Here is a 21,318-nt window from a genome sequence, read left to right as displayed (position 1 = left end):
GGCGTACCCCTCAATCCTCGCGCGGTGCGGGCAGCGCGGCCAGCCAGTCGGTCAGCAGGCCGCTGACCTCCTCGGCGCGCTCCTGCTGGATCCAGTGCCCGCAGCCCTTGAGGATGTGCGAGGAGACCAGTCCGGGCAGGGTGCTCGGATACGCGTCGATGGCGCCGGCCATCCATGTGGTGGAGGCGTCGAGGTCGCCGCCGATGAACAGCGAGGGCTGCCGGATCGGAGCGCCGTCCCAGGGCGCGAGGTCCGCCCAGTCGCGGTCGACGTTGCGGTAGCGGTTGAGCGCCCCGGTCAGTCCGGTCCGCTCGAACTCGCCCGCGTAGAAGTCCAGGTCGCGCTCGGTCAGCCAACCGGGCAGCCGCCCGGTGGGGAAGCGGTCGGAGAGCTTGGCGGCGGGCGGTACGAAGTGCGGGTCGCTCTCCCCCGCCGCGGGCATCGTGTCGGCCGACAGCGCCGCGTAGAAGCCCGCGAGCCAGCCGCGCACGTCCTGTTCGATCTCCGCCTCGGCCCGACCCGGCTCCTGGAAGTAGCTGACGTAGAACTCCTCGTCGCCGCCGATCGCGCCGAACGCCTCGGTGGGCCGGGGGCCGCCGCGCGGCGCGTAGGGCACGCTGAGCAGGCCGACGGCGGTGAAGACGTCCGGCCGCAGCAGCGCCGAGTTGGCGGCGACGGGCGAGCCCCAGTCGTGGCCGACGACCGTCGCGGTCCGCTCGCCGAGGGCGCGGACGACCGCCACGTTGTCGGCGACGAGCTGGAGCATGCGGTACGCCTCGGGCTCCGCGGGCTTCGACGAGCGGCCGTAGCCGCGCACGTCGACGGCGACGGCGCGGTAGCCCGCCGCGGCGAGGGCCGGAAGCTGGTGGCGCCAGGAGTACCAGGACTCGGGGAAGCCGTGCACGAGCAGGACCAGCGGTCCCGCGCCCTGCTCGACCAGATGGATGCGGCCGCCGGGCACGTCGACCAGCCGGTGCCGCGCGTCGGCCGCGGGGTCCTCGGTGGCCGCGGAGTGCGGACGGGTCGGCTGTGGACGGGTGGGCTGCGCCATTGCTTCCTCCCGGAGCTTCGGACCGCGCTCGCGGCGGTCTGACCTGCGGCGTACGTCGTGCACGGGCCGGGAGACCCGGCACGCCGTGAGCCGTTGCCGCGAGTGTGCGGGCCCGGCCGGAGCGCAGGCCAATTCCGTTGCCGTTCCGGCAAAACGGCGTCCCGCCGGGCGTCAGGTGACGACCGCGCCGACGGCGACGAAGCCGCAGATCATGACGAAGAGGATGGCCAGCAGCGGCCAGATGAAGCGCAGGTACTGGTCGTAGCGGACCTTGGCCAGGGCCACACCACCGATGGTGACGGCGGTGGTCGGCACCCAGAGGTTCATCCAGCCGCTGGCCGACTGCCAGGCGGTGACGACGACCGAGCGCGAGACCCCGGCGAAGTCGGCCAGTGGGGCCAGGATCGGCATGGCGAGGGTGGCGTGCCCCGAGGTGGACGGGATGAGGAAGGCCAGCGGCAGGTTGACCAGGAAGACGATGATGCCGAACACCGAGTTGGACGTGCCGGAGACGACGCCCTCGATGGAGTGCAGCACGGTGTCGGTGACCTTGGAGTTGTTCATGATCACGGTGACGCCGCGGGCCAGCACGATGACCAGCGCGGGAGAGATGAAGTCCGCCGCGCCCTGGATGATCGTGGCGCTGAGCTTCTGCTCCCCCATGCGGCCGACCAGTCCGATGATCACCGCGGCGACCAGGAACAGCGCGGCCAGTTCGGCGAAGGACCAGTCCAGTTCCCAGGCGTACGGGGTCGCGTCGGCCTTGCCGGTCAGCGCGCTCGACCAGGGCACCACCGAGAAGATCATGAAGGCGAAGACCAGGCCGACGGCCATCAGTACGGCCTTGTGCAGGCCGGTCAGCTCGGGCGGCTCCTGGTCGCGGTCGACGCCCTGCTCCCGGTCGCCGGGCAGGAAGCCGACGAGGGAGCGGTCGGGGTTCTTCTGCACGCGCTTGCCGTAGCGGACGACGTAGGCGACCGTCACGGTCGTCAGTACGATCCACATCACGAAGCGCAGCACGATGCCGTCGCCGAGCGAGATGTCGGCGGCCGACGAGGCGACGCCGGTCGCGAACGGGTTGACCGTGGAACACAGCACGCCGACGCCCGCGCCGAGGATGATCGCGCCGGTGGCGACCATGCGGTCGTAGCCCAGCGCCAGCATCAGGGGCACGATCAGGCCGTAGAAGCCCAGGGTCTCCTCGGCGAAGCCCTCGACCGTGCCGAGCACGGAGAAGGTCACCATGATGCCCGCGATGAGCAGCGCGCCGCGGTCGCGCAGGGCGTGCGCGAGGCGGGCGATGCCGCGGTCCAGGGCGCCGGTGGCGAAGACCACGGTGATGAACGCGCCGATGGCGAGCACGAACAGGAAGACGCCCGCGCTGCCGTACAGGTCACCGGAGTTGTCGGGCGCGACGAAGCCGGTCTTGGCGTTCTGGATGCCGTACAGGCCGTTGACCGGCGAGAGGAACAGGTCCTTGAGGTGGTCGACGAAGCTCAGTCCGGACGAGACGCGGTGGTACGTGCCCTGGATGGGCGCGCCCGTGTCCTTCCGCTTGTACTCGCCCGACGGGATCAGGAACGCCAGCGCCCACACCGCGAGGGTGACCAGGGCGAGGATGGTCAGGGCGCTGGGGAAGGTGAATTTGTGCTTCTTGGGCGGCTGTCGGCCCGGTTCGCCGTCGCCCGTGGTGCCGGTGCCGGAGCCGCCGGCGGAGTCCCCGTCCGTGGTCCCCGCCGTCCCGGTGTCCCGGTACGCGGTGGATCCGTTGGCATCGGCCGCGTCGGCGCCCGGCGCCGTATCGCCGCTCACCGCGCCCCGCCCGCCGCGCGGAAGTCCGCCGCGTACTCCCGGAGGAAGGCCGCCTCCGCGATGACGGCGCCGCGCAGCTCGGAGAAGAGCACCCGCTCATTGGGGGCGTGCAGATTGCACATGCTGTCCTGGGCGCCGAAGAGCAGCACCTCCGCGTGGGGTACGGCCTTGGCGAGGCCGTTGACCAGCGGGATGGAGCCGCCGCTGGCGGCGAGCTGGGCCTCCTCGCCCCAGCCCTCGCGCAGCGCGGTGCGGGCGGCGCGGTAGGCGGGGCCGTCGGTGGCCGGTTCGAAGCCGGGGCCCGCGTCGCTGGGGGTCACGGTCAGCTCGATGCCGAAGGGCCGGTGCTCGCGCAGGTGCCTGACCAGCGCGTCGGTGGCCTCCTTCGGGTCCTGCAAGGGGTGCACGCGCAGATTGAGCTTGGCGCGCGCGTACGGCACCACGGCCGACGCGGCGCCGTCCACGGTGGGGGTGTCCATGCCGATCACGGTGACGGCAGGGCCGCTCCACAGCCGCTCGCCGAGGCTGCCGGTGCCGATCAGCGGTGTGCCGTCGGGCACGGTCGCCAGCGCGCGGAACTCCTCCTCGGTGTACGAGGCCCCGTCCCACGGCTCGCGGCGCAGCCCTTCGACCGTGACGTCACCGGCCGCGTCGTGCAGCGAGGCGAGCGCCTGGACGAGGGCCAGCAGCGCGTCGGGCGCGGCGCCGCCGAATTCGCCGCTGTGCCGGGCCTCGGCGAGCGTCCGCACCTCCACGACGACCTCGGCGACTCCGCGCAGACCCGTGGTCAGGGTGGGGGTGCCGGGCCGCAGATTGCCCATGTCGGCGATGACCATGGCGTCGCAGGCGAAGCGCTCGGGGTCGGTCGGCGGGTAGTCGTCGAAGGCGCTGCCGTACTCCTCCTGACCCTCCAGCACGATCTTGACGCCGGTCGGCGGCCGGCCGCCGTACGCGCGCAGGACGCCGAGGTGGGCCATGACGTTCGACTTGTCGTCGGCGATGCCGCGGGCCCGCAGGCCGCCCTCGATGGGCGTGGGCTCGAAGGGCGGCGACTGCCAGGCCGACTCGTCGCCGGACGGCTGGACGTCGTAGTGCCCGTAGAGCAGTACGGTCGGCGCGTCGGGGGTCGGCGGCGGGATCTCGGCGTAGATGACCGGTGAGGTGTCGGGCAGGTCGATCCGCTCGATGTGCTCGACCCCGGCGTCCCTCAGGAGCTCGACCAGCAGGTCGTGCGCCCGGTTCACCTCCGTGGCGGGGTAGCCAGGGAAGGCGATCGAGGGAATCTCGGCGAGCCGCACCAGGTCGGCGGTGAGCTGTTCCATCAGACTGTCGACGGTGGCGGCGAGATCCATACCGGCGTGCTCCTCATCCCGAGTTCTCTGTCTTCCGACCGCTCCGTGGCGCGGTCGCGCTCTCGTGCGATCGCTTCCGTGGTCCGACGCGCCCTGCCGTCCGAAATCCCCGGTGCGGACAGGGCCATGACGGTCCTTTCGAGCACTCTGTCGACTGTCCGGGTGAGGCGCAGCCGTTAATGGGCCGAACGGGCCACGGTGACCGCGGCGGGCGGTTGCCGTGGGACGCGGGTGACCCAAGGGGTTGACTGTGCATGACAACGCTGTCTCAATGTGGAATTGCAACGTGAGAAACGGTGAAGTGCCCGCGCTTCGACCGGAGTTGCCGTGCCGCGCGGTCGAGCGCGGCGTGACCCGTTCCGCCCGGTCCCGGACAGGGGTGTCGTGTGAGCAGACGGTGGTTGTGGCGCGTTCTTCTCCTCGCCTTGCTCGTCCTGGCCGCGCAGCCGGGCATCGCGTCGGCCTCGCCTGCGGGCGGCTCGTCGTCCTCCGCGGCTGCGGGGTCGTCGCACACGGGACGGTCGTCCACGGGGCCTTTGCCCACGGAGCCGCCGTCCACGGAGCCGCCGTCCGCGGAGCCGTCGCTTACGGTGTCGCCGGTCGCGCTCGCCGCGCCGAACGACGCCACGACCGTGTGCGCGGTCTACTGCGACACCCGCGACCCGTCACTGGCAGGGCAGGAGACCTTCCCGGTGGCGGACAAGACCCTCAACGGCCGCCGGGTCTCGCTGCACGTCTCGGACGCCGACGGCATGGCCTGGGCGTCCATCGACGCGGGACAGCTCAACGACTCGGTGTGGCTGGACCGCTCGTGGGACGGCGGGACGACCTGGGACGGGCTGCTGGGCAGGGCCTCGATCCCGTCGACCTGGACCGGCACGCGCACCCTGATGTACAACCTCTACGACCCCACCCACCACCGGCGCGCCGTACTGCGGGCGTGCGGTGACGCGCAGGGCGTCGGCTGTACGGGCTGGGCGCGGCTGAGCGTGTGTGCCGCGCGCTGCGACGGCGCCGATGTGTCCACGGGCACCGGTGACACCCGGCCGGTGGCGGACGCGACGCTCAACGGGCGGACCATCGCGCTGCACATGGACAACTCGGGGATGGCCTGGGGCACGGTCTCCGGCGGCGCCGCGGGCGACGAGATCTGGCTCGACCGCTCGTGGGACGGCGGCGCGAGCTGGCCCGACGGATCGTCGAAGGGGCGGACATCCGTGCCGTCCGGCGCGTCGGGCACCAGGACAGCGGAGTTCAACACCTCCGATCCGCTCGGCAAGCTCTACGGCGGCGCGGTGCGCGCCTGCGGCCGGGCCGTCGAGGGCCAGAACGGGAGCTGCACCGCGTGGGCGCGGCCGACGACGGTCCGCAGCGCGGCGGCGGCCGACGCCCTCATGTACTCCTACGACCCGAACACCGCCTACTGGCCGTCGAGTTGGTGGAATTCCGCGGTGGCGCTCAGCACGGTGATCGACTACATGCGGCAGACCGGCGACACTCGCTATCTGTGGGTGGTGGCGCGCACCTTCCAGGTGAACAAGGCCGCCTTCCCCGCCGGGGCCCGCAGTTCCGACCCGATCGACGGCGACTTCATCAGCCGGGCCACCGACGACGCCGAGTGGTGGGCCCTGGCCTGGATCGACGCCTACGACCTGACCGGCAACGTCACGTATCTCAACGAGGCCGTCACGATCGCCACGTACGTCAACGGGCTGTGGGACACCAGCACCTGCGGGGGCGGGGTGTGGTGGGACCGCGAACGGACGTACAAGAACGCGGTGACCAACGGGCTGTACGTGCGGTTGACCGCGGAGCTGCACAACCGGATCAGCGGGGACACGACCTGGCTGGGCCGGGCGACCACGTCCTGGAACTGGTTCAGGAACAGCGGTCTGATCAACGGGTCCGGGCTGGTCAACGACGGGCTGACCGGCGGCTGCGCCAACAACGGCCAGACGGTGTGGAGTTACAACCAGGGCCTGGCGATCGGGGCCGCGGTGGAGATCTGGCGGGCCACGGGTGACGGTACGGCGCTGGCGAAGGCGCGCCAACTGGCCGACGCCGCGGCCTCGGCACCGTCGCTGGTCACCTCGGGGCTGCTCACCGAGCAGTGCGACGCGCTGAACGCGACCTGCGACGACAACGCCAAGCAGTTCAAGGGCGTCTTCATGCGCTACCTCCAGGACCTCAACGGCGCGACCGGCGGCGCCTATCGCGGCTTCGCCATCACCCAGGGCAACTCGATCTGGTCGGCGGACCGCGATTCGCTCAACCGTCTCGGCGAGCGCTGGTCGGGCCAGGGCAGCACGGACCATCTCAATGTGCGCGACTGGCGTACGCAGGCCAGTGCGCTCAGCGCGCTGCTGGCGGCGGGCTGAGGCGGCGCGGACCTCAGGGTCCGGGCGGGGTCGCGGGCGCGGTCGTCCCGGGCGCGGTCGTCTCGCGCATGGTCCTCCCTGGCTCGGTCGTCCCGGTCGGCGCGGTCTCGGGCACGGTGACACCGGTCAGGCGCTCGGCCGCCGCCCACAGCCGGGCGTTGGTCGTGGCGTCGAGCGCTCTGCGGGTGATGCGCGCGGTCGTGGTCGGGCCGACCAGGCCGAGGCGTCGGCCCGGGCCGTAGTAGCCGCCCGCGACGGCTCCGGGATCGGCCGCGGCGAACAGCAGCGGTTCCGTGCCCTGCTCGACCCCTTGGCGGGGCAGGAAGTCCAGCCGCCTGCCGAGCCTGTGCAGCCGTGACGGCTCGCCGCCCAGGCTCGCGCCCGCGGTTTGCAGGTTGGTGGTGGTGTAGCCGGGGTGGGCGGCGGTGCTCAGCAGATTCCAGCCGCGGTTGGCGGCGAGGGCGGCCAACTGCCGGGTGAGGATGAGGTCGGCGAGCTTGGACTGGGCGTACGAGAGATTCGGGCGGTAGCGGCGCCGCTCCCACTGGAGGTCGTCGAAGCCGATCCGCCCGTAGGCGGCCGTGCCGCTGCTCATGGTCGCCACGCGCGGCGCGGTGGCGGCGAGCAGGGCGGGCAGCAGCCGGACGGTCAGGGCGAACGGGCCGAGGAAATTGCTGCCGAATTGCAGCTCGAAGCCGTCGGCGGTGGTCATCCGGGTCGGCGGGGCCATCACGCCCGCGTTGTTGACCAGCAGGTCGAGCGGGGTGGGATCGGCGAGCACGCCGTCGGCGAACGCGCGGACCGACGCCAGGTCGGCGAGGTCGACGCGGCGCACTTCCAGGCGGGCGTCCGGGTGCCGCTCCAGGATCTCAGCGCGGGCCCGCTCCCCCTTCTCCGGGGTGCGTACGGCCATGATCACCTGCGCTCCCGCGGCGGCGAGGCGGCGGGCGGCCTCCTTGCCCGTGCCGCTGTTGGCGCCGGTCACGACGGCCTTCCGGCCGGTCTGGTCGGGGACGACGTACATGGTGACTCCTTCGGCGTCCGTGCCGGGACACCTCAATAAAGGACCGGTGGTCTGTTACGTTTCACGCTATCAGACCGGCGGTCCGATAACAACAGACCGCAGGTCCGTAGAATGTGGGCATGCCCACGACTTTCCAGCGCGCCCGCAGCGAGGAGCAGCGCGCCCAGCGCCGCCAGGCGATCCTGGACACCGCGTCCGCGATGCTCGCCGAGATGCCGGTGGCCGAGGTCAGCCTCAACGAGCTGAGCCGCCGCGTCGGCCTGGCGAAGTCGAATGTGCTGCGCTACTTCGAGTCCCGCGAGGCCGTGCTGCTCGAACTGCTCGACGTCGCCTTCCGGGAGTGGCTGGCGCACCTCGGACCCGAACTGGACGACGAGGTCGACCCCGGCGCGCCGCCCCGGCATCGCGGCGACCAGGTGGCGGCCGTCCTCGCCGGGTCGTTGGCGGTCCGCCCGGTGTTCTGCGACCTGACCGGCGCCCAGGCCGCCGTGCTGGAGCGCAATGTCTCGCCCGAGGTCGCCGCCGACTACAAGCGCACCGCCGTCCGGAACGTGTACGCGCTGGCCGACCTCGTACGGCGGCACGTGCCGGAACTGGGCGAGGGCGACGCGCTGCGGTACGCGGGCGCGGCCGTGATGGTCACGGGCGCCGTGTGGACGCACGCCCACCCGTCGGCGGCGATGCTGGCCGCCTATGACGCCGACCCGGCGCTCGAGGCGCTGCGGCTGGACTTCGCCGCGACGGTCCGCGAGACGCTGGAAATCCTGGCCAGCGGGCTGCTGGCACGCCGCGTGCCCGAGTAGCGCCGGGACACCGTCCAAGCCCTCGACCCCCGCACCCTGACGGAGAGAAGACCGAGATGCGACTGCGCTGCGCCGTGCTGGACGACTACCAGGGCGTCGCCACGACGCTCGCCGACTGGTCCTCGCTGACCCACGAGGTCGAGGTCGTCGGCTTCCCCGGTCACGTCGCGGACGAGGCCGAACTCGTCGCGGCCCTGGCCGACTTCGACATCGTCGTGACCCTGCGCGAGCGCGTGCCCTTCCCCGCCTCGGTACTGGCCGCGCTCCCCCGGCTGAAGCTGCTGATCGCCTCCGGGATGCGCAATTCGGTGATCGACTACGCCGCCGCGCGGGAGCACGGCGTGACCGTGTGCGGTACGGAGAGCGCCGGCACCCCGCCGGTCGAGCTGACGTGGGCGCTGCTGCTGGGGCTGGCACGGGGCATCGTGCCGGAGAGCGCCAACCTCGCCGCGGGCGGCCCCTGGCAGACGACGGTCGGCGCCGACCTGCACGGCGCGCGGCTCGGTCTGCTCGGGCTCGGCAGGATCGGCGGGCGGGTGGCGGCCGTCGGGCTCGCCTTCGGCATGGACGTGGTGGCCTGGAGCGGGAATCTGACCGACGAGCGGGCGGCCGAGGTCGGTGCGGCGCGCCTGGCCACCAAGGAGGAACTGCTGGCCACCAGCGACTTCGTCTCCGTCCACCTCGCCCTGGGCGAGCGCAGTCGCGGCCTGATCGGCGCGGCGGAACTGGCGCTGCTGAAGCCGACCGCGTATCTGGTGAACACCTCGCGCTCGGCGATCGTCGACCAGGCGGCGCTGCTCGCCGCCCTGCGCGAGGGCCGGATCGCCGGAGCGGGCCTGGACGTCTTCGACATCGAGCCGCTTCCGGCCGACGACCCCGTGCGTTCCACGCCCCGGCTGCTGGCCACGCCGCACCTCGGCTATGTCACCGAGGCCAACTACCGTACGTACTACGGGCAGGCGGTCGAGGACATCCGGGCGTATCTGGCGGGCGCGCCGGTCCGTCGCCTCGACTGACGCCGAGGTGAAGGGGGGTCGGCTCAGGCGCTGGGTCCCGGCTCCCGGCCGACGCCGTTCAGCGGGATCCGCCGGGCCAGCAGCGTACGGTGGCTGATCCGCCAGCCGTCCGCGCCGCGCGTCACCCGGTCGTCGTACGTCAGACTCCCGCACGTGCCGTCGGTGTTGACGCCGAAGCCCTTGGACCGGACGCGGACGGCGCCGTCGGGCAGTTCGGTGATGACGACGTTGGTGACGTGGTGGGCGACGGGATTGCGGTCGCCGAGCGTGAGCGCCGCCTCCCGGACGGCCGCGATGCCGACGAGCGCTCCGCCGCCGTAGTCGCTCATGTCGTAGACCACGTCGGCGGTGAACAGCTCGTCCAGCCGGTCGAGTTCGCCGCCGTCGAAGAGGTGGCCGTGCAAGTGGATCAACTCGGCGACGGCGACGCGGTCCTCGGTGGTGAGCGGCAACGGGACTCCTCTCGGGCCGGGCCCGTCCCGACCGGTCTGCCAGCGTAGTGCGCACGCGACCGGCGCCGTACGGTCCGGCGGCGGTCGGACCCGGACGTGTCGGCGGGCAGAAGGCGACGCGGTTCGGACGGAGTCCGGCCAACTGTGATCACTGCCGACGGTCGTGTCACACCGGGGGGTGAATTCCGGGACCGTCGATCGAGGTCAGCCCTTCGTCGATCCGAGGTGCCTGTGATACTCAGAATCCTGAACAGACCGGGACTCCGGCAGCGCGACACGGCAGGGCAGGACGACGCGGGGCGCGAGCCGCTGCCACCGGCGGCCCCCGTCGATGTGATGGCGGGGCGCGCGAAGCTCAGGGCGGCGCGTGAACTCGGGCGCAAGGCCGAGGAGTTCCTGCGGCTCTATCACGGCGAGGAGCCCGCCGCGGGCGACCTGGACAGCAGGCTCACGGCAGTGCGCGCGGAGATCGGCGACACAGGCACGTATCAACACACCTCGGCGGAGCTGGCGTTCGGCGCGCGGGTCGCGTGGCGCAACAGCAACCGCTGTATCGGGCGGCTCTATTGGCGGTCCTTGCAGGTGCGCGACCTGCGGCACGTCACGGAGGCGGAGGAGATCGCCGAGGAGTGCGCGACGCATCTGCGGATCGCCACCAACGGCGGCCGGATCAGGCCGCTGATCTCGGTCTTCGCCCCTGACGCCCCCGAGCGGCGCGGCCCGCGGATCAGGAACGAGCAGCTCATCCGCTACGCCGGATACCGGGCGGCCGACGGCACGGTCACCGGTGACCCGCGCACCGCGGACATCACCGGTCTCGCGGAGCGGCTGGGCTGGCCCGGCGGCCCGCGCACCGCCTTCGACGTGCTCCCGCTGATCGTCGAGGGCGTCGACGACAAGCCCCGGCTGTTCGACCTGCCCTCCGACGCCGTCCTGCACGTGCCGCTCGACCACCCCGAGCGCCCCTGGAGCGCCCAGTGGGGACTGCGCTGGCACGCGGTCCCCGCCGTCTCCGACATGTGCCTGGAGATCGGCGGCGTCTGCTACGGGGCGGCGCCCTTCAACGGCTGGTACATGGGGACGGAGATCGGCGCCCGCAATCTGGCCGACGTCGACCGCTACGACCTCCTGCCGCTCGTCGCGGACAGTCTCGGCATCGACACCGGCAGCGTCCGCTCCCTGTGGAAGGACCGCGCCCTGGTCGAACTCAACCGCGCCGTCCTGCACTCCTTCGACCGCGCCGGAGTCACCCTGGCCGACCACCACACCGAGGCGGAACGTTTCCTCCAGCACCTCGACCGCGAGCGGCGCAAGGGCCGCGAGGTCCAGGCCGACTGGGCCTGGATCGTCCCGCCCATGTCCGGGGCCACCACCCCGGTCTTCCACCGCACCTACGACGACCGCGTCCTCAGCCCCGGCTTCGTCCGCCACCCGCGGGAAGCGGCGGACGGCGCCTCGTACGCCTGATCCGGCGCTACCGCGTTCCGCCCTGGTCGCGGCACTCCGGGTGGCCCCAGCCGTCGGGGTTCTTGGCGATCGGCTCGCCCGCGGCGTACGAGCGGCCGCAGCGGCAGCGGCCGGGGAATTTGGCGTTGAGGGTGCGCGAGGAGGCGGACGTGGTGCCGGTGGCGGCGCTCGCTGTCCCGGTCCCGCCGCCGTTGCCGCTTCCGCCTCCGGAGGGCTTGCGCTTGGGGGCGGACGAGGCGCGGGGGGCGTCGGGGTTGCGGGGCGGCGGCGGGGAGTCGTAGCGGGTGCCCGAGGCTTGCTGGGTGATGGCGGTGTTGCTGGCGGCGCGGTCGGCGTAGTCGTTGAGCCGGTCGCCGTCGACCTGGTGGGCGGCGACGTACGTGAACTCGACGTCACGGCCGGTGAGCAGCGCGTCGATGCCCGCGACGAGTTCCTGGTTGGCGACGGGCTTGCCCGCGGCGGTCTTCCAGCCCTTGCGCTTCCAACCGGGCAGCCAGGTGGTGACCGCCTTCATCGCGTACTGGGAGTCCATCCGGATCTCCATCGGCACGGCGGGGTCGACGGTCTCCAACAGCCGGAGCAGGGCGGTGAGTTCCGCGACGTTGTTGGTGGCCGTGCCCAGCGGGCCCGCCTCCCAGCGGTCGGGCTCCCCCGTACCGTCGGCGATCACCCAGGCCCACGCGGCCGGTCCCGGATTCCCCTTCGATGCCCCGTCACACGCGGCGATGATGCGTTCTGCCATGCCAGAGATCATGCCAGCCCGCGGGCGGTCGTACGGCCCCGGCCCGAGGAGGCGCCCCGGCAGGGGTGAGGCGGGGCTACGGCTCGGGCGAGTGGTCCGGCAGGGCGAGCCACTCCTTCCACGACAGGTCGCGGCCGATGTGGCGCGGGCGCTCGAAGGGCCAGTCCTCCGCGATCCAGCGCGGCACCAGGGCGTCCAGCGCCCGCTCCAGGTCGGTGCCCACCCGGTCGTCCACCACCCACCACGAGATCTCGGCGTCGGCGCCCGCCTTCTCCGGCGGGTCGATGTAGACACAGCCGAGCAGCGCGGTGTTCGCGTCGTCGAAGAGCGCGTAGTTGAAGGACTGGTGCGCGGCGATCTCGGTCGCGTGCCGTTCGAGATCGGCGAGGTCGGCCTCGTACGTCATGTCGGCGGGCGGCCAGCCCCAGGCCGGGCCGAAGATCGACCAGAGGCGGTCGCGCGAGCCCATCACCGCGGGGTAGTCGAGCGCGGTGTCGGATCCGGCGATCGGGCGCAGATGGTGGCCGCCGGGCAGGGGGACGCGGACGGGGTGGACGAAGTCAGCGGGCAGCCAGGTCATGCGGCGGAGGCTAGCGCGGTGGAACGTCGCACCGCACCGGATTTATCGCCGCCGCGAGATGGCGGCGGACGGTCCGCGAAGGCCCGTCGGCGGTCAGTGACCGCCCTTCGGCTGCTGGCAGCCGGTGCCGTCGGCGTAACCGGCGAAGGCGTCGACCTCGGTGACGGCCGTGTTCAGCGCGCCCTTGAGGCAGATCGGGCTGTGGTCGACGACGAAGCCCACATAGGTGGAGCCGTAGGCCGAGACGCTGACCGACTCGGGGGCGTAGCCGAGGGCGACGAGGCCGAGGCGGAGGTGACGGCCGCGGTGGGCCGCCCGGACGGCGCTTCGGCCCCCGCGCTGTCCACGGTCCGCGTGCCGCAGCCGGTCAGCGCGAGCGCCGCCACGGCGGTCAGCGACGGCGGGAGGACGAGGGCGGCTCCGCGGAGTCGGGCTCGGGTCATGCCCACGATCATGCCCGCCGGGCGGTGGCGGGCGCGTAGGTTCCCGTACTCAGTTCCGCGGACGCGCGGACAGCGGCGGCGGACCGTCGTCGGGGACCGGCCCGCCGCGCCCGCGGGCCCGTTCACTCCGCGTCGATGCCGGTGATGACGGGGTCGCCGAGCCGGGCGGTCTCCTCGGTGAAGCCCGCGACGCCGAGCGCGTCGTTGACGAGGTCGCGCGCGGCCCCCTCGGCGGCGGGCGGATTGTCGGCGTCGACCGCGACGCGCACGCTGAAGGCGCTGGAGTCGCCGTACATCGTCAGGATGTCCAGCTCCTCGTCCTCGCCGAAGTCCGTGCTCTGCGGGTCGACGGGGCGCAGGGCCCGGACGAGCGTCGAGCGGGCCTCGGCGGTCGGCGCGTCGAGGAAGGTGCCGGGGACGGTCACAACATAGGTGGTCATGAGGGTTACGTCTGCCCGTTCCGCCGCCCGCCATCCCACCCGCGAGGTGCCCGGCCCGCCGGCGTGCGGCGTGTCGGGCACCTCGCGGTACGACTGACGTGGGTACGTCATCCGGACGGAGGAGCCGTGCGCGGTGCCGGAGTCCGTACGGCGCGGTCACCTGCGCGGTGGGCGTCCGGAGGCGCTGGGGCTAGCTGTGGTTCCAGGTGACGCTGAAGGCGTTGCCGCCGGAGAGCGCGGAGGTGGTCGCCTTGGTGGTGCTGCCGGAGGCCATGTTGATCTTGTCGGGGCCGTAGGTGCCGATCGCCTGGCCGTTGGCGGTGGCGTTGGTGAAGGACGCGGTGCTGAAGTGCGCGAGCGGCAGGACGCCGGTGGAGCTGGACGGCGCCTCGGCGATGATCTCCGCGGAGGCCAGGGAGGCGCCCTGGAGCGTCTTCTTGGTGGTCTTCGTCCAGTTCTTGGTGGTGTCGCTGAGGGTGAGCGTGAACGAGCCGCTGCCGTTGGTGGAGACCGTCGAGGTGAAGTGGTCGCCGGGGCTCACCGCGTTGGAGTAGTTCACGGGATAGGCCGGGTACATCTCGTACCACGAGGAGTACACGGCGCGACCGCCGGAGCAGTCCGCCTCGGTCCCGGTCTGCTCCACGGAGTTGCTGCCGTCGCCGTCGAGACCTATCCAGAACGAGGAGTACGTGGTGGCGCCGGTGCAGGTGACCGACGGCTGGACCCAGCTCGCGGAGACGCTGGTGAAGGTGGAGCCGGTGGCCGCGTAACCGGCCCAGTTGGAACTGGTGCTGTGCACGATGCGGCTGTTCGGGCCGATCAGGCGGTGGCTGCCCATGGGGGTGAGGCGGACCGATGAGTCGGCCGAGGCGACCGCGGAGGGCGCGGTCGCGAGGGCGGACAGGACTGCTGCGGCCACGGCGGATACGGCGGTGATGCGCGTTGTTGCCGACATGCTGCTCCTTCTCGCGGGTCTCGCGGTACAGGTGTCACCGGCGCGACCGGAGGGGTGTGTGACCCCTGAGGGGTGCGTGGCACCAGTGGTGCTTGACAGTGTGCTGACAAGCACGGCGCGTAGGTGCAGGCGGAATCAAACGATCGGCAAAACTCACGCCAAGTCGCCTTGTGGGCATGTCCAGTTGATCTCCACGGCACTCGAACAGGGCCAAAAAGGGGTCGTCCCGGCGTCCGGGTGTCGGACGCCGGGACGGCCTCACGCGCGGCGGACCGGCGAGAACCGGCCTCGGGCATCGCTCAGTTGCGCGCCCACTTCTGATTGCCGCCGTTGTTGCAGGTCCAGATGTCCAACGGCGTGCTGTTGGCCGTACCCGTGCCGACGGCGTCCAGGCAGGTGCCGGAGGCCACGTTGACGACCGTGCCGTCGGAGCGGACCCGCCACTGCTGGGCGGCGCTGCCGTCGCACGCGTTGATCTCCAGGCCGGTGCCGTCCGCGGTGGCGTGGCCGATGGTGCCCAGGCACTTGGTGTCGTAGACGGTCAACTGGTTGGTGGCGGTGGACGTCCAGGTCTGCTGATTGCCGCGGTTGCAGTCCCACAGCGCGGGTTTCGTGCCGTCGGCCTGGCTCGCGGCGGGCACGTCCACGCAGCGGCCGGAGTCCTGGCCGGTGAGGGAGGCCGCGACGGCGCCGCGGTCCCACTTCTGGTTGGCGCCGTTGTTGCAGGTCCACAGTTCGAGCGGGGTGCTGTTCGCGGTGCCGGCGCCGGTCACGTCGAGGCACTTGCCCGAGCCGACGTTGACGACGCTGCCGTCCGCGTTGACGGTCCACTGCTGACCTGTGGCGCCGGTGCAGTCGGAGATGTCGACGGCCGTGCCGTCCGCGGTGCCGCCGCCCGCCGCCTCCAGGCACTTGGTGCCGTAGACCATGAGCTGCTTGGCGGGGGTGGCGGTCCAGGTCTGGTTGGTGTCCCCGTTGCAGTCCCACAGGGTGACCACGGTGCCGTTGGCCTGACCGCGGGCGGGCACGTCGGCGCAGATCCCGGAGTGCCGGTCCTTGAGGAAGCCGCTGACGTTGCCCGCGGCCTTCGGGGTGATCGCGAGGTTGTCGAACTGGTCGGTCTGGTAGCCGACGACACCGAAACCGACCTGGCCGCTGGCGTACGAGCCGTCGTTGACGGTGCCCAGGGTGGCGCCGTCGAGGGTCGCGGTGATCTGGTCGCCGGAGAAGCCGATCGACACGGTGTGCCAGGTGTTGAGCGCGAGCGCGGCGTGGCTGCCGGACGTCAGCGTGCTGAGGTTGCCCGAGCTGGTGCTCTTCGCGATCGACCAGGCTCCGGTGCTGGAGAGCCGCAACTGGTAGGCGGCCTGGTGGCTCTGGGGCCGCGACTGGGTACCCGCCCGGCCCAACAGGGTCACGGTGCCCGCCTGTTGGAGGTTGACGTCGACTCCGGCCGTGTAATTCGACCAGGTCGTGTCGCCGACGAGGGTGAACGCGTCGGAGTCCTCCTGCCATTCGATCGGCTTGACCGGTGTCACCTGCTGCACGCACTGCCCCGTCCGTCCGCCGGCGCAGGGCCGCGCCTCGAAGGAGCCCTGCATGTCGGAGAGATACCGGGCCTCGGTGTTGGTGGCGACGGCGTCGAAGGTGTCGGAGTACGGCAGCGGCAGCGCGTGCGCCGCCGGGCCGGTGGCGGTGCCCTTGCCCTGGCCGGTGGTCGTGGTGACCGTGTAGACGTAACCGGGTTGCAGCGTCAGGGAGTACGAGCCGCCCGAAGGGGTGATGTCCTGCGTGTGGACGAAGGAGGTGGCCGCGCTCGGCGCGTTCACCTGGGTGGCCCAGACGTGCACGGTCCCGGTGGACAGGCCGCCCTGGACGTGGAGGTTCACGGTCTGCGCGGCGGTGGCGGTCGTGGTCTCCAGCACGGTGGAGTAGTCGGAGGTGGTGTTCGACTTGATCGTCACGTAGGTGCCGTTGGACTCGGCGCCGCCGAGGTAGCCGGAGGCGGAGTCGATGAACTTCCAGCCGGGCTGGGTGAATTGGGTGACCTGGGCGGTGGCCCAGGTGCTGGCGCCGATGGTGTAGTTCCCCGACCAGGGCGAGTTGGCGGTGGCCAGGCCCACCGTGTTGTACGGCAGATTGGGGTAGATCGCGGCGAGCAGCGGCCAGTTGAAGTAGCTGACCATCTTGGCGTCGGTGTAGCCGCGGGTGATGGCCCTGATCAGGGCGGGTGCTCCGGTGTTCATGTCCTGCGAGCCGTTCTCGCTGTCCCACAGCGGCTTGCCGTTGTTCTGCGCGGCGGCGGTGCTGCTGCACGTGTCGGCGCTGCCGCCGTCGCCGCCCGCGCAGGAGTAGTGCGTGCCGATGATCGAGACGGCGTTGTTGAACGCCGCGTTGTTCGCCATGTCGTCGGCCACGCCCCAGCCGCTGTCGTCGGCGACGAGTTGCACACCGGAGTATCCGGCGGCGTTCAGCGCCGCTCGCAGTTGGACGTACCAATTGACGTCGTGCCCGCGCTCGTTCCAGCCGCCGAGGTACTTGATCGTCAGGCCGTGCTGTTTGGCGCAGCCGAGCCAGGAGATGAGGTAGTTGATCGTGTCGGTGGACCAGAAGCCGCCGTTGATCCAGCCGGGCGCGGCCCAGGCGAGGCCGTAGAGACCGATGCTCGGATTGCGGGCCCTGGCCTGTTCCGCGAGCCAGAATTCGTATCCGGCGTCGCAGTTGATCTGGCCTTTGACGTGTTCGATCGACGGTTCCGAGCCGTCGGTGGAGTTGGCGTCGCCGCCGATCTCCAGTTTCAGCAGTTGCAGGTTCGCGCCGTAGCCGGGCTTGAACAGGTAGTCGAGGATCTGCGCCTGTTGCGCGGCCGGGTAGTCGGTCAGCAGCCGGGAGTTGCCGCCTCCGCCGCTGATCGCGCCGATGCCGTCGAAGGTCCGGCCGCCCTGTGTCCCGTCCACCGTGATCGTGGTGGTGGCCGCGTTCGCGGGGGCGACGCCGACGGTCAGCAGTGCGATGAGCAGCCCCATGACCCACAACGGGGCAAATCTCCATGTTCGTAACATGACTGAACCCTTCACCGTGGGGGGATGGCGTTCAGTGTGTTGTCATGTTCACTTCTTGGTCAATATGGCGAACGAAGAAAACAGAAACAAACGTCGGCAGTCGTCGTCAGCGGGCCGCGCCGTCGCACGGCGCTCGAAGTGGATCAGCGGGGGGCGTGAGCGGAGAGAACGGGAGTGGTGAAGGCGAGAGCGGAGAGAACGGGAGCGGTGAAGGCGGGAGCGGTGAAGGCGGGAGTTGATCAGCGCGGCCCGGTCGGCCGGGGAATGGGCCTTCGGCCCCCGGTGATCGGCCGTCTCACCGCCGCGGCCGTTCGACGGCCGTGATCACATACCTCACGGGAATACGAAAAGGGAGCGTCGGCTCACGGGAGGAGGACATCCGGGGAGGAAACTCTCCCCCTCACGCGGCGGGCCGCCGGTGCGACAATGGCTGGCATGACCGGCGACGCGCACATGAATGAGCTGGGCGAGTTCCTGAAGGCCCGGCGGGGGGAGCTCGGCCCGCGCACCGTGGGGCTGCCGGACCCCGGTACACCCCGGCGCGTGCCCGGGCTGCGCCGGGAGGAAGTGGCGCAGCTCGCCGCGATCAGCACCGACTACTACACCCGCCTGGAGCAGGGCCGTATCCATGCCTCGGTGTCCGTGCTGGCCGCCCTGGCCCGGGTGCTGCGACTGGACGACGACCAGCGCGACTACCTCTTCGGGCTGGCCGGGAAGACACTCGTGCGACCGCGCCGCCGCACCCGGCAGAAAGTCCAGCCGCAATTGCGGCGGCTTCTGGACGACCTCGGTGCGACACCCGCCATTGTCATGGGACGTTGCATGGATATCATCGCGTGGAATTCGCTCGCCTCGGCGCTCATCACCGATTTCTCGGCCATCCCGGAAAAGCACCGGAATTACGTGCGGATCATCTTCACCGATCCGTCGATGAAATCGCTCTACGCGGACTGGGAGAAAGTGGCGCGCACCTGCGTGTCGCAGCTGCGGATGGAGGCGGCCAAGTACCCCGACGACCCGGGGCTCGTCGAACTGGTCGGTGAACTGTCCGTGCAGGACGAGCAGTTCCGCCAGTGGTGGGCCACCCATCAGGTCGCCACGCTCAGCGTGGGCACCAAGGCCCTGCGCCATCCCGTCGTCGGGGAACTCAGTCTGGACTGGGACACCCTGACCGCGAGTACCGACCCCGACCAGCAGCTCATCGTCTGGACCGCGGAGCCGGGCAGCCGTACCCACGAGGGCCTGCGCTTCCTCGCCTCGTGGGCCGCGTCCCACCTCCCGGCGGGTGACGCCCCCGCATCGGCCGCTGAGGAGCACCCGCTCGGCTGACACGCCGGCCCGCACCCGGCCGGGCGGTGGCTTCAGCCGGTCACGTCCATGCGCTGGGTGCCGATGACGGACAGCAGCCGCAGGGCCTCCTCGGACGGCGAGCCGGGCGTCGCGGTGTAGATCACGACCTGCTGGTCCCGGTCGGTGATGTCCAGGACGTCGCAGTTGACGGTGACCGGCCCGACCAGCGGGTGCTGGAAGGTTTTACGGAGGGTGGGCTCGCTGCGCACGTCGTGGGAGGCCCACAGCTCCCGGAATTCCGCGCTCCCGGCCCGCAGCTCGGCCACCAGCTCCGTCACCTCGGGGTCGTCGGGGTAGCGGGCGGCGACGGTACGCAGCCGCTGGGCGGCGTTGCTCGCAAAACGGTCCACGTCCGACACTCCGTACAGCCGCTGCCCCTGCCGGTGCGGTCCGAGGAAGGCGCGGCGGACGAAGTTGCGGTCGCGGCGCGGCAGGGTGGAGAAGTCCTCCATGAGGGCCGCCGCCAGGTCGTTCCAGGCGATGACCTCTCCGGTCGCGGACATCACGGTCGCCGCGGCCTGCGGCAGGCGGTCCAGCAGGTCGAGGATGCTCTGGCGCACCTCGCGCGAGGGTCCTGCGGGCGGTCCCGGCGGGGCGCCCGCGAGGTGGTGGAGATGGTCGCGCTCGACGTCCGTCAGCCGCAGCGCACGGGCCAGCCCCGCCAGGACCTCGCGGGACGGGCGAGGGCCGCGGGCCTGTTCGAGCCGCGTGTAGTACTCGGTCGAGATGAAGGCGAGCTGGGCCGCCTCCTCGCGGCGCAGCCCCGGTGTGCGGCGCCGGGTCCCGGCGGGCAGCCCCACCTCGGCAGGGGTGATCCGCTCGCGTCTGCTGCGCAGGAAGTCGGCCAGTTCTCGTCTGTCCACCTCTCCAGTGTGCTCGCGTGCCGCCGGGCGCAGCCAGGTACAGCCGGTGCCTGGCTGCGCCCGGCGGTCCGGCGCACGCTCGATGCCATGAACACCACACCCAACGTCGACACACCCACCACCGACACCACCGCGACCGGCGCCGCCACCGGGCTGCTGGCGGACAAGGTCGCCCTCATCACCGGCGCGGGTCGCGGCATCGGCGCCGCCGCGGCCCTGCTCTTCGCCCGCGAGGGCGCCCGCGTCATGCTCGCGGCCCGTACCGAGGCGCAGCTCAAGGCCGTGACCGAGCAGGTCGGGGCGGCGGGCGGCACCGCCGACCACGTGGTGTGCGACCTGGCCGACGTGGCGAGCGTACGCGCGGCGGTCGACCGTACGGTGGAGCGGTTCGGCCGCCTCGACGTCGCCTTCAACAACGGCGCCACGAACGCGTCACCCGGCCCGCTGGACCAGGTACCGGAAGCCGACTTCGACCGCCTCTACGCCGTGAACCTCCGGGGTCCGTGGCTGGCGATGGCCGCCGAGGTCGCCGCGATCCGGGCGACCGCGGGGACCGGCGCCATCGTCAACAACTCCAGCGTCGGCAGCCTGCGGGGCAATCCCGAACTGCCCGCCTACGGCGCGATGAAGCGGGCGGTCAACAGCCTCACCGAGTCGGCCGCCGTCACGTACGGTCCCGAGGGCATCCGCGTCAACGCCATCGCTCCCGGCGGCACACTGACCGAGATGATCCACGCCTGGGCGGCGGAGTCCCCCGGTCTGCTCGACCGGATCACGGCGCACACCCCGCTGCGCCGGGCCGCCGACCCCGCCGAGATCGCGGAGGCCGCCGCCTGGCTGCTCAGCGACCGCGCGTCCTACGTGACGGGCACCGTCCTGCGGGTGGACGGCGGCGCGGCGGCCTGAGCCGCGCGGCCCGCGGCCGTCACCGGTCGTCGGCGGGTGCCACCGGTTATCGACGGGCGTCACCGGGCGGCGGGCGGCGGTGCCACTCGCGCCGTCACCACTCGCGGGCGGCGATCAGTTCCTCGACGTCCGCGTCCTCGAAGCCGTAGGCCGTCGCCACGAACCAGATGTCCCCGCCTATCTCCTCCCGTGCGACGGTCTCGATCTCGCTGCCCGCGGCGTCGAACTCCGCCTCCAGAGCGTTGAACCGCTCCGTCGCGACCGCCGTCAGCGCGTACAGCGCCTTCAGGTCCGCGGGCCGCTCCGCCTCGATCCGCTCGCACAGGTCCAGCAGGATGGCCTTCCCCTTGTCGAGGACGTGGTCGGGAAAATACTCGTCCTCGTACAGCACCTCGAGGAACGCCCGTTCCTTGACCTGCTGGTTGGTGATCGTCATGGCGACGCCCTCCCCTTCTGCCCTGGATCAGCCCCGCGTCCAGTGTGGAATGTCCGACGTCTCCGATCGTGCACCACACCACTGACAACGCCGGTGGGGGGGGGGGGGGGGGGGGGGGGGGGGGGGGGGGGGGGGGGGGGGGGGGGGGGGGGGGGGGGGGGGGGGGGGGGGGGGGGGGGGGGGGGG

The 21,318-nt window shown here is 71.8% G+C and carries 19 protein-coding genes; 6 read left to right on the top strand and 13 right to left on the bottom strand.

The genetic code is table 11. The annotated features are described in order from the left end of the window. Nucleotides 1-10 precede the first annotated feature (10 nt). From ACZ37P_RS37855 to ACZ37P_RS37845, 3 genes are all read right to left on the bottom strand, one after another. The gene (locus ACZ37P_RS37855) at nt 11-1,051 is read right to left on the bottom strand and encodes an alpha/beta fold hydrolase (protein ID WP_355349141.1); all 1,041 of its coding nucleotides are present in this window, start codon (nt 1,049-1,051) and stop codon (nt 11-13) included. A 171-nt stretch (nt 1,052-1,222) separates the two neighbouring features. After that, entirely contained in the window at nt 1,223-2,677 is a 1,455-nt protein-coding gene (locus tag ACZ37P_RS37850; RefSeq protein ID WP_355349249.1) for a YfcC family protein, read from the bottom strand. A gap of 182 nt (nt 2,678-2,859) precedes the next feature. Continuing rightward, nucleotides 2,860-4,215 (bottom strand): M20/M25/M40 family metallo-hydrolase, encoded by a 1,356-nt coding sequence (locus ACZ37P_RS37845; protein ID WP_467351018.1) that lies wholly within the window; start codon nt 4,213-4,215, stop codon nt 2,860-2,862. A gap of 386 nt (nt 4,216-4,601) precedes the next feature. Here ACZ37P_RS37845 and ACZ37P_RS37840 point away from each other — a divergent pair, with 386 nt between their 5' ends. Beyond that, complete coding sequence (locus tag ACZ37P_RS37840; RefSeq protein WP_401312540.1) at nt 4,602-6,593, top strand: glycoside hydrolase family 76 protein; 1,992 nt, start codon at nt 4,602-4,604, stop codon at nt 6,591-6,593. Between the two features lie 13 nt (nt 6,594-6,606). Here ACZ37P_RS37840 and ACZ37P_RS37835 read toward each other — a convergent pair whose 3' ends face one another. Beyond that, nucleotides 6,607-7,617: an SDR family oxidoreductase gene (locus tag ACZ37P_RS37835; protein WP_401312543.1), complete on the bottom strand. Its 1,011-nt coding sequence runs from the start codon at nt 7,615-7,617 to the stop codon at nt 6,607-6,609. A 119-nt stretch (nt 7,618-7,736) separates the two neighbouring features. On the opposite strand from ACZ37P_RS37835, the gene ACZ37P_RS37830 reads away from it, so the two are divergent. Further along, the gene (locus tag ACZ37P_RS37830; protein WP_401312546.1) at nt 7,737-8,420 is read left to right on the top strand and encodes a TetR/AcrR family transcriptional regulator; all 684 of its coding nucleotides are present in this window, start codon (nt 7,737-7,739) and stop codon (nt 8,418-8,420) included. Nucleotides 8,421-8,476: 56 nt separating this feature from the next. Beyond that, the gene (locus ACZ37P_RS37825) at nt 8,477-9,436 is read left to right on the top strand and encodes a D-2-hydroxyacid dehydrogenase family protein (protein WP_401312549.1); all 960 of its coding nucleotides are present in this window, start codon (nt 8,477-8,479) and stop codon (nt 9,434-9,436) included. A 23-nt stretch (nt 9,437-9,459) separates the two neighbouring features. On the opposite strand, the gene ACZ37P_RS37820 is transcribed toward ACZ37P_RS37825, so the two are convergent. Then, the gene (locus ACZ37P_RS37820; RefSeq protein WP_391049845.1) at nt 9,460-9,888 is read right to left on the bottom strand and encodes a nuclear transport factor 2 family protein; all 429 of its coding nucleotides are present in this window, start codon (nt 9,886-9,888) and stop codon (nt 9,460-9,462) included. A gap of 336 nt (nt 9,889-10,224) precedes the next feature. Between ACZ37P_RS37820 and ACZ37P_RS37815 the strand changes: the two genes are divergently transcribed. Continuing rightward, entirely contained in the window at nt 10,225-11,355 is a 1,131-nt protein-coding gene (locus ACZ37P_RS37815) for a nitric oxide synthase oxygenase (RefSeq protein ID WP_467351024.1), read from the top strand. Between the two features lie 7 nt (nt 11,356-11,362). Here the strand turns inward: ACZ37P_RS37815 and ACZ37P_RS37810 are convergent, their stop codons facing one another. The 6 genes from ACZ37P_RS37810 to ACZ37P_RS37785 form a co-directional block, all read right to left on the bottom strand. Beyond that, nucleotides 11,363-12,109 (bottom strand): ribonuclease H family protein, encoded by a 747-nt coding sequence (locus ACZ37P_RS37810; protein WP_467351014.1) that lies wholly within the window; start codon nt 12,107-12,109, stop codon nt 11,363-11,365. A 64-nt stretch (nt 12,110-12,173) separates the two neighbouring features. Next, a complete protein-coding gene (locus ACZ37P_RS37805) occupies nt 12,174-12,677 on the bottom strand; it encodes a GNAT family N-acetyltransferase (RefSeq protein ID WP_467351012.1) in 504 nt (167 codons plus the stop codon). A 93-nt stretch (nt 12,678-12,770) separates the two neighbouring features. Next, a complete protein-coding gene (locus ACZ37P_RS37800; RefSeq protein WP_467351010.1) occupies nt 12,771-12,899 on the bottom strand; it encodes a hypothetical protein in 129 nt (42 codons plus the stop codon). A gap of 343 nt (nt 12,900-13,242) precedes the next feature. Then, nucleotides 13,243-13,560, bottom strand: coding sequence for a hypothetical protein (locus tag ACZ37P_RS37795; RefSeq protein WP_355349168.1), 318 nt, complete (start codon nt 13,558-13,560; stop codon nt 13,243-13,245). Between the two features lie 190 nt (nt 13,561-13,750). Further along, nucleotides 13,751-14,515, bottom strand: coding sequence for a G1 family glutamic endopeptidase (locus ACZ37P_RS37790; protein ID WP_355349171.1), 765 nt, complete (start codon nt 14,513-14,515; stop codon nt 13,751-13,753). Between the two features lie 299 nt (nt 14,516-14,814). Next, complete coding sequence (locus tag ACZ37P_RS37785) at nt 14,815-17,541, bottom strand: ricin-type beta-trefoil lectin domain protein (protein WP_467351008.1); 2,727 nt, start codon at nt 17,539-17,541, stop codon at nt 14,815-14,817. 471 nt (nt 17,542-18,012) lie between these two features. Between ACZ37P_RS37785 and ACZ37P_RS37780 the strand changes: the two genes are divergently transcribed. Further along, a complete protein-coding gene (locus ACZ37P_RS37780; RefSeq protein ID WP_467351007.1) occupies nt 18,013-18,906 on the top strand; it encodes a helix-turn-helix domain-containing protein in 894 nt (297 codons plus the stop codon). A gap of 32 nt (nt 18,907-18,938) precedes the next feature. On the opposite strand, the gene ACZ37P_RS37775 is transcribed toward ACZ37P_RS37780, so the two are convergent. Continuing rightward, a complete protein-coding gene (locus ACZ37P_RS37775) occupies nt 18,939-19,790 on the bottom strand; it encodes a helix-turn-helix transcriptional regulator (RefSeq protein ID WP_467351005.1) in 852 nt (283 codons plus the stop codon). Nucleotides 19,791-19,877: 87 nt separating this feature from the next. On the opposite strand from ACZ37P_RS37775, the gene ACZ37P_RS37770 reads away from it, so the two are divergent. After that, nucleotides 19,878-20,696: an SDR family NAD(P)-dependent oxidoreductase gene (locus ACZ37P_RS37770; RefSeq protein ID WP_467351003.1), complete on the top strand. Its 819-nt coding sequence runs from the start codon at nt 19,878-19,880 to the stop codon at nt 20,694-20,696. A 94-nt stretch (nt 20,697-20,790) separates the two neighbouring features. Here ACZ37P_RS37770 and ACZ37P_RS37765 read toward each other — a convergent pair whose 3' ends face one another. After that, the gene (locus tag ACZ37P_RS37765) at nt 20,791-21,132 is read right to left on the bottom strand and encodes a DUF5713 family protein (protein ID WP_355349186.1); all 342 of its coding nucleotides are present in this window, start codon (nt 21,130-21,132) and stop codon (nt 20,791-20,793) included. Nucleotides 21,133-21,318 lie beyond the last annotated feature (186 nt).

The sequence above is a fragment of the Streptomyces sp. NPDC024632 genome, from assembly GCF_055559175.1.
This window is presented reverse-complemented; position numbering and strand designations above follow the sequence as displayed.